The organism is Herbiconiux daphne, assembly GCF_024979295.1.
In the GTDB taxonomy this organism is placed as follows: domain Bacteria; phylum Actinomycetota; class Actinomycetes; order Actinomycetales; family Microbacteriaceae; genus Herbiconiux; species Herbiconiux daphnes.
The window spans coordinates 114,450-121,512 of sequence record NZ_JANLCJ010000009.1 but is presented as its reverse complement, the minus strand read 5'-3'; the positions used below and the strand labels follow the sequence as shown (position 1 = coordinate 121,512).

Annotated in this window: 10 protein-coding genes; 5 read left to right on the top strand and 5 right to left on the bottom strand. The window is 68.2% G+C overall.

Annotated elements, in window-relative coordinates; genetic code table 11:
• Nucleotides 1-272: 272 nt before the first annotated feature.
• From ypfJ to N1032_RS19430, 3 genes are all read left to right on the top strand, one after another.
• The gene (gene ypfJ, locus N1032_RS19440; RefSeq protein ID WP_259541255.1) at nucleotides 273-1,145 is read left to right on the top strand and encodes a KPN_02809 family neutral zinc metallopeptidase; all 873 of its coding nucleotides are present in this window, start codon (nucleotides 273-275) and stop codon (nucleotides 1,143-1,145) included.
• Nucleotides 1,146-1,199: 54 nt separating this feature from the next.
• Nucleotides 1,200-1,550 carry a tryptophan synthase subunit alpha gene (locus N1032_RS19435; protein WP_259541254.1) on the top strand — a complete coding sequence of 117 codons (351 nt, stop codon included), beginning with the start codon at nucleotides 1,200-1,202 and terminating at the stop codon, nucleotides 1,548-1,550.
• Between the two features lie 101 nt (nucleotides 1,551-1,651).
• The gene (locus tag N1032_RS19430) at nucleotides 1,652-1,933 is read left to right on the top strand and encodes a Fe-S cluster assembly protein HesB (protein ID WP_259541250.1); all 282 of its coding nucleotides are present in this window, start codon (nucleotides 1,652-1,654) and stop codon (nucleotides 1,931-1,933) included.
• A 65-nt stretch (nucleotides 1,934-1,998) separates the two neighbouring features.
• Here the strand turns inward: N1032_RS19430 and N1032_RS19425 are convergent, their stop codons facing one another.
• Both N1032_RS19425 and N1032_RS19420 read right to left on the bottom strand, forming a co-directional pair.
• Entirely contained in the window at nucleotides 1,999-2,265 is a 267-nt protein-coding gene (locus N1032_RS19425) for a hypothetical protein (RefSeq protein ID WP_259541249.1), read from the bottom strand.
• A 91-nt stretch (nucleotides 2,266-2,356) separates the two neighbouring features.
• On the bottom strand, nucleotides 2,357-2,521 hold the full coding sequence (locus tag N1032_RS19420; RefSeq protein ID WP_259541242.1) for a hypothetical protein: 165 nt from the start codon (nucleotides 2,519-2,521) through the stop codon (nucleotides 2,357-2,359).
• Between the two features lie 114 nt (nucleotides 2,522-2,635).
• Here N1032_RS19420 and N1032_RS19415 point away from each other — a divergent pair, with 114 nt between their 5' ends.
• Both N1032_RS19415 and N1032_RS19410 read left to right on the top strand, forming a co-directional pair.
• Complete coding sequence (locus tag N1032_RS19415) at nucleotides 2,636-2,851, top strand: hypothetical protein (RefSeq protein WP_259541240.1); 216 nt, start codon at nucleotides 2,636-2,638, stop codon at nucleotides 2,849-2,851.
• 90 nt (nucleotides 2,852-2,941) lie between these two features.
• Nucleotides 2,942-3,202: a hypothetical protein gene (locus N1032_RS19410; protein WP_259541238.1), complete on the top strand. Its 261-nt coding sequence runs from the start codon at nucleotides 2,942-2,944 to the stop codon at nucleotides 3,200-3,202.
• Between the two features lie 74 nt (nucleotides 3,203-3,276).
• On the opposite strand, the gene N1032_RS19405 is transcribed toward N1032_RS19410, so the two are convergent.
• The 3 genes from N1032_RS19405 to N1032_RS19395 form a co-directional block, all read right to left on the bottom strand.
• A complete protein-coding gene (locus N1032_RS19405; RefSeq protein WP_259541236.1) occupies nucleotides 3,277-4,905 on the bottom strand; it encodes a hypothetical protein in 1,629 nt (542 codons plus the stop codon).
• Nucleotides 4,906-4,936: 31 nt separating this feature from the next.
• Nucleotides 4,937-5,647, bottom strand: a complete 711-nt coding sequence (locus N1032_RS19400; protein ID WP_259541234.1) for a hypothetical protein — start codon at nucleotides 5,645-5,647, stop codon at nucleotides 4,937-4,939.
• A gap of 66 nt (nucleotides 5,648-5,713) precedes the next feature.
• Entirely contained in the window at nucleotides 5,714-7,021 is a 1,308-nt protein-coding gene (locus N1032_RS19395; RefSeq protein ID WP_259541233.1) for a cell wall-binding repeat-containing protein, read from the bottom strand.
• Nucleotides 7,022-7,063 lie beyond the last annotated feature (42 nt).

Here is a 7,063-nt window from a genome sequence, read left to right as displayed (position 1 = left end):
GGATCGGACGCACCAGCCACCAGCCTCACGACCAGCCCACTGGGCAACTTCACAACCCTACCACTTCTTACCCGGCTGTCAAATCGATGACTACCTGGGAAGGTTTTGTGTGGTGTTGGTTTTGTCCCGCTTGAGGCCGGAAAGCTCTTCGGCATTTCCGCACCTGTGGGGTGACGAGGGATTAGATTACGTGGGTTTCACCGAGGTGCGCAAGTCAGTCGTGCAGCCCGGGCGTGTCCGGCGGAAAACCGCGCCTCGCAGTACCGTGAAGCATGACCTTCAACGACAATTCCCGGCTCGATTCGAGCAAGGTCTCCAAGCGCGGACGCAACGCGGCCATCGGCGGCGGGAGCGTGGTGGTCGTGGTGGGTCTGTTCATCCTGTCGCAGGTTCTCGGGGTCGACCTCACCGGTCTCGCCGGCGGTGGCCAGCAGGCATCACAGCCCGAAGAGACCCTCAGCTGCACCACCGGGGCCGACGCCAACGCGAGCGTCGACTGCCTCATGGTGGGCGCTGCCACCTCGCTCGACGTCTACTGGGCCGACGCGGCAACTCAGCTGGGCGTCGCCTACCGATCGCCGGCCGACTTCGTGCTGTTCGAGCAGTCCACGAGCACGGGCTGCGGCCAGGCCTCGAGTGCGACCGGTCCCTTCTACTGCCCTCCCGACGAGACCCTCTACGTCGACACCTCGTTCTTCGACGAACTGCGCACCCGGTTCGGTGCCTCCGGTGGCACGCTCTCGCAGATGTACGTGGTGGCGCACGAGTGGGGTCACCACATCCAGCAGCTCACCGGCATCCTGAGCAACACCGATCATTCGCTCACCGGGCCGGCCTCCGACTCGGTGCGCACGGAGCTGCAGGCCGATTGCTACGCCGGGGCGTGGGTCGGTGCGGCCTCGACGATCGAAGACGAGAACGGCGTGACCTATCTCGAGCCCGTGACCCAGCAGCAGATCGCGGATGCTCTCAACGCGGCATCCGTGATCGGCGACGACCGCATCCAGCAGCAGAGCACCGGCGAGGTGAACTCCGAGACCTGGACCCACGGCTCGAGCGAATCGCGCCAGCGCTGGTTCGAGACCGGACTGTCGAACGGGCCGCAGGGCTGCGACACCTTCTCGATCGACGGTTCCCAGCTCTGACAGGTGAGCGCACCTCGATTCGGCCTCGCGGCGAGACGTGCTTAGGCTCGAAGGGTGACCACGAACGAGCACCTGCCCCGGGGCAGAGCGAGCCTCGAAGTGCTGCGCGCCGAAGCGGCCGACGAGCTCGACACCATCGTGCACGAGCGTCTGCTGGCGGGCGAGGATCCGTGGGACTTCATGCAGGAGTTGCCGACGGTCGACGAGCTCGTGGTCTACCTGCTGCGTGCCGACAACATCAACGAGAACGGCGGGCAGCGCCCGTCGCCCCAGCGCAACTATCGTGTGCTGCGGCAGATCGCGTTGGAGCACCCCGGTCTCACCCGGGCGGTCTGGCGGCTGATCGGAAACGACGGCGGGCATCCGGTGTCGGATGCCCCGGCCTCGCAGGAGCGCCGCCGCTGAATGCGGTGTGAATTCCCGCAGAGGGTGCTCCGTCGGGGTTGATGGGCGGAGGCAGGAGGGGAAGGGTGGTGAGCTTCCGTTCTCACACGAAAGGAGAGCTCATGCTCACCCTCACCGCAAACGCCGGCGTCGTCGTCAAGAACCTCGCCGACCGCACGGTCGGGGCCGCCGAAGGCGGACTCCGCATCTCGAGCGCTGACTCCGGGAACGACTTCGCGGTCGCGGTCGCACCGGCTCCCGAGCCGGCCGATCAGGTGGTCGAGAGCGGCGGTGCCCGCATCTATCTCGAGCCGGCAGCGGCGGATGCCCTGCACGACAAGGTGCTCGACGCCCAGATCGACGAGGGCGGCTCGGTGAGCTTCTCGCTCGGCGACCGCGCCTGACGGACGGCGGGGCGGTCAGGGCGGTTCCGGTCAGTTCAGGTCTGGTTTGGCCTGTCTGGTGCCGTTCAGCGCCGGAACGCCGCGACGAGCCGTCGCCACGGCGACGACTTCTCGGGTTCAGGCAGGGCGCTGGACAGTTCTTGCACCTGCACGTGCTCAGAGAGCAACACCGTGCCGGCTTCGGGTCGAACCGCCCCGCCACCCGTCATCGACGGGCGACCCTGCGCGACCCAGCTGAGGTAGGCGGCATAGGGGTCGGACGAGTCGACGGAGTCGGCGGGCGAACCGGCGGCACTCTGAGGAGAGATGGTGCGCCGGTATCTGTTGCCCATCGATCCCTCCTAGGAGAATCGTGACCGGTTCGGAGGCATATTGCAGCACACCCCAGGATTCGTTATCTGTTCGTTTTCTTTGCGCCACCGCTCACGCGGAGAGGCGCAGCTCGAACTCTTCACGACGGATCTCGAAGGACACGACGACACCGTCGCCCCGGCACTCGAGGCAGAGGGCCACCTCGTCTTCGTAGAAGGCCTGCATCGGGTCGGCGCCCGAGCCTTCACAGCGTTCGCACGTTTCGAAGTTGTTCATGGGGACATTGTGCGCCGCACCTCCGACATTCCAAGCAACCACGCCGTCGGCTCAGGTTTCCTGCGGGTTGGCCTGGCCGCCAAACCGATGCGGCGGTCGCGCCGAATGACGCCTGTGAGCGAATCAGACATCTACTTCGAACAGATCGACGACAATCTCTGGCACGCTCGCAGCCGCACCCATCCCGACGTCGGAACGATCGGTTGGGTGCGTCTGCGACAGGTGTTCGAGGGCGGGTTGGCAGGCAACACCCGCGCCGCGCGACTCTGGGTCTCCCTCGATCGCAGCCGCTCGTGGTTCGCGGCGCAGGTGCGGAGCATCGACGCCTGACAACCGATTCTGACTTTTTGTCATTTTCATGTGATCTGTGTCACAGTATCTCCACGCAGCGCTCGGCTGCGCCCGTCGAAGGAGATTCTCGTGACCCAGCCCGCCCTGTCCACACCGCCCGCCGGCGTCGACTACCCCGGCAAGACCCTCGGCCTCGTCGGCCTGATCGTGGCCGTGTTCTTCAACATCATCGGGCTGGTCATCAGCGCGATCGCCTACTCGCAGTCGAAGAAGGCCGGCTACAAGAACACTCCCGCGTTCGTCGGCATCATCGTGGGTGCGATCCTGTTCGTCGTGACCATCATCATCTCGATCGTCACCACGATCGCCAGCCTCGCCATCGGCTACTGAGGCAGCCGCCCGGCTCCCTCACCACGTGCACGGCTTCAGCGCCCGCACGTCGTCGGTGAGGGAGACCGGGCGCTCTAGCTCGGGCGGAAGGCCGAGAGGGGGGCGGAGGAGCCGTAGCCCTGCTGCTCGAAGCGATCGACGATGGCTCCGGATGGGTCGAACTGCCAGCCGATGACCCGCCACCCCTGCACGTGCACGTCGATGGTGGATCCGTCGACCGTCGCCGTGCTCGGCAGGTCGAGCGGCCCCTCGTAGAACCAGAACTCGGCGCCGGCGAGTTCTTCGGGGGTCTCGATGACCACCCGGTCGGTGGTGGTGTAGACGAAGGCGTTCGCGGGGCGCTCTTCGAACAGGGCCAGCTTGTCGCCCTGCAGCACGGCGCGATAGGGAGCGAGTTCGTCGTCGACATGACCGGCCGCCACCTCGATGCGGCGCCCGGCCGCGGTGAAGATCGCCGCCATGCGGGCTCGGAGGTCGCCGACCGTGACCGGCTGGCCGCTCAGGTGCACGACGATGGCGTCGGGCACGTCGGCGGCCGCGTCGCGCAGGTCGAGATACCCGGGCTGCTCGCGCTCGACGGCCTCGGCGGCGAGCACCTGGGCAGAATCGAACGGCGGCTCGGCCTCGAGCAGTTCGGCCTCCCAGGTGAGGATCAGCCGCTCCGCCCGGTCGACGTATGCCTGCACTGTGGCCGCGATCTGGGGATCGAGCACGGCCATCGCACTGACGACCTCCGTGGAGTCGGAGGCGACGCGCCCCGCGTAGACGTCATCGATGGTCGCCCAGCTCGCGGCCGAATCGATGTCGCCGAAGAAGAGGGGCGTTCGCTCCACGCCCAGCGGTGTCGTCGGCGCCTCGCCGGCATCCGCCGGTGGCGTCGGGTCGACGAAGACCACGGGGCCCGTCCACGGATCTGCCTCGATGAGTCCGGGCGCCACGATGCGCCCGTTCTCGACCGTGAATCCCACGCACCGCATCACCGCCGAGTCGAGCAGGAGCTTCACCTCGTAGGCGCCGTCGACGGCGTCGAGGAGCTGCCAGTCGCCTCCCCAGCCCGAGTCGCTCAGATTGTTCCATCCGCGGATCGCATCGAAATCGATGATGACGTGTCGGCCGACCACGGTGCCGTCGGTGGCGGTGCTGGTGTGCGCCACCTCGATGTCGGATGCCGGCGCGATGCGGCCTCCGTCGCGAAAGCAGTGCGCCGAGAGCCGATAGACGTCGATGTCGCCGCCCACGAAGAGGCCGATGCGGAGCTTCGGTGCATCGGCCTCGTCGACGGAGTCGAGACCCACGAGCGCCGGGCCGTCGAGCCAGCGCTCGTCGATCGAGAACCGGTACTCCTCGGGAGCACCCAGCGCGACCACCGCCAGCGCACCGTCATGAAGCAGGTCGTCGACGCCGTCGAGCTCGCAGACGAGCCGGAGAGTGAAAGGCACCGAGCCCGTCTCGGTGATCTCGGCTCCACGCTCGGCCGCGCCCAGATCGACGGTGACCACCTGCTCGGCCGGGCACTCCGACACCGGCACCCGGGTCTCGAACCACGCCGAGCCGTTCGGTTTCGACACCGACCAGACGAGTGCGGAGGCCGGCGGCACCGGGCCTCGCAGGGCGAGACTCAGGGTAGGCACCCAGCCAGAGGCTCGGTAGCCATCGGGCGACTCGACGCCCGCGCGGATGGTGTGCTTGATCACGAATGTCATTGAGCAATACTCAGGTATTTGTGGCGCGATCTCAACCCGGGGCGAACTGGTCCCGGATCGAGGTGAGCGTCTTCCAGGTCGACGGACGATCGAGAGGCAGCATCGTGTCGAAGACGACGAGAGCCCGTTGCTCGGTGATGCGGTAACGGATGGCTGCGCCATCCACCACCGCGGCGCCCTCCACGGGCGGCGTGCTCAGCGCATCGGGGTGCCGGGCGGCACGATCGACGCACAGGCGCAGCGACCCGGTGACGCGGGTTCCGTCATCCGGAGCCGGATCGACGCGGGAATGGGTCGCGACCGCCCAGCCGGCACCGGCCGCACCGCCGCGCACCCTCAGCGTGAGCGTCGACGCGCCCTCCCCGGGGTCGAGCTGCCAATCCGGCTCCGCACTCGCGACATCGCGGTCGATCGTCAGCAGGTTGGCCGAGGCGAACCTCTCGAGCCGCAACCTGCTGCGCCACTCGCGCGTGGTCGCGCGCAGCAGCAGCGTCCACGAAAGCACGAACAGAGCGGTGACCCCGAGGAGGTACCACGGCACCAGCTCGAGCTCGTCTTCGGCGAGGTAGACCGAGAGGAACACGATCACGGCAGCGGTTCCGAACGCGCCCGCGACCTTCGGCCAGATCGTGCGGCGTCGTTCGGGCTCGACCTGGCGGCGGAACCGCCGCAGTTCAGAGGCCCTGATGCGCTGGGTCAACGGGGTGAGGTCGAGCGCCGTTCCGAGCGGAGTAGTGAGCATGTCTCACCATATAGCGGAACCCCCGCGGCGGCAACGCATGCCGCGGGGGCTCGGTGGTGCCGGTCGCTAGTGCGCCAGGTGCGCTTGCAGCGCCGTCACCGTCGCCTCCGAGACGGTGTTCGGGCCGCCCAGCACGACGATGCGGGTCACGTGGAGCCGATCGAGCTCGGTCGCGACCGACGCGGGGATCGCGTTCTTCGTGACGAGCAGCACGGGCGCGTGGTTCTTGATGGCGGCGGCCGACCCGGAGAGCGCGTCGGGGAACACCTCGCCCGAGGCCACGTAGACCGTGTGCGTGTCGCCGGCCAGGAACGCGTCGGCCGAGACGTTGGACGAGACCACGAAGCGGTCGGCACCGGCGACCCGGGTGGTGGGAGCCGACATCCCGAGGGCCGTCTGCACGGCGTCGGAGACGGTGTTCGTTCCGCCGAGCACGACGATGCGGTCGGGGTCGAGCCGCGTGAGCTCGGTCGCCACGGCGGCCGGGATGCTGTTCTTGGTCACGAGCAGCACGGGCCCGCCCTTGAGCCCCGCGGCGGCGGAGCCGGAGAGAGCATCGGGGAAGACCTCTCCCGACGCGACGTAGGCGACCGCGCGCTCGGGGGCGAAGGACATCGCTGAGATGCCGGCCGACACCGCGTAGCGATCGGCGCCGCCGACGCGGGTGACCGTCGGCGCGTAGCTGTGCAGGGCGGTCTCGACCGTGGCGTCAATGGTGTTGGAGCCACCCAGCACCACGATGGTCTTCGGCTTCAGCCGGGTGAGCTCGACGCCCACGACATCCGGGATCGCACCCTTCGTGACCAGCAGCACCGGGCCGCCGATCGCGCCGGCCGCCGCCGATGCCGACAGCGCGTCGGGGAACACCTCGCCCGACGCGATGTAGGCCGTGCCGACACCGGGCTCGAACTTCGCCGCGGAGACTCCGGCCGAGACGGCGTAGCGGTCGGCTCCTCCGATGCGCTCGACGGTGCCCGCGAGGTGCAGGTGCACGGAGGCGTCGGCACTGACGCAGCCGATCACCGGCAACGCGATGCAGTAGGTGAAGACGTCGGCCCCGACGAAGCCCGCCTGAGGGGTGTACGTGAAGACGCCTCCGGCCCCGATGCTGCCCACGGTGCCGTGCGCCGGGGCGGCCTTCACCTGAACGAGCGCGGACACGTCGAGACCGATGTCGTTGGCGAGCACCCCGAGGCCGGCCGGCACGGTGAAGACCGCATCGGCCGCGAGCGTGTAGTCGTCGTCGACCGCCGTGCTCGCCGCCTGCGCGGCGCTGGGTGCGAGGATGACCGCCCCGGCCACCGCCGATGCGGCGACAGCCGCCAGGATGCGGCCGCGGAGGCGAGGAGAACGGACGAGTGGAGATGGTCGCATGATGCTGCCTCTTTCTGAGTAAGTGATCATTACTCAGTTACT

What these genes read in the sequence shown, in the direction of transcription:
- ypfJ (WP_259541255.1), top strand. Translation starts at nt 273, where the DNA reads ATGACCTTCAACGACAATTCCCGGCTCGATTCGAGCAAGGTCTCCAAG.
- N1032_RS19430 (WP_259541250.1), top strand. Translation starts at nt 1,652, where the DNA reads ATGCTCACCCTCACCGCAAACGCCGGCGTCGTCGTCAAGAACCTCGCC.
- N1032_RS19425 (WP_259541249.1), bottom strand. Translation starts at nt 2,265, where the DNA reads ATGGGCAACAGATACCGGCGCACCATCTCTCCTCAGAGTGCCGCCGGT.
- N1032_RS19420 (WP_259541242.1), bottom strand. Translation starts at nt 2,521, where the DNA reads ATGAACAACTTCGAAACGTGCGAACGCTGTGAAGGCTCGGGCGCCGAC.
- N1032_RS19405 (WP_259541236.1), bottom strand. Translation starts at nt 4,905, where the DNA reads ATGACATTCGTGATCAAGCACACCATCCGCGCGGGCGTCGAGTCGCCC.
- N1032_RS19400 (WP_259541234.1), bottom strand. Translation starts at nt 5,647, where the DNA reads ATGCTCACTACTCCGCTCGGAACGGCGCTCGACCTCACCCCGTTGACC.
- N1032_RS19395 (WP_259541233.1), bottom strand. Translation starts at nt 7,021, where the DNA reads ATGCGACCATCTCCACTCGTCCGTTCTCCTCGCCTCCGCGGCCGCATC.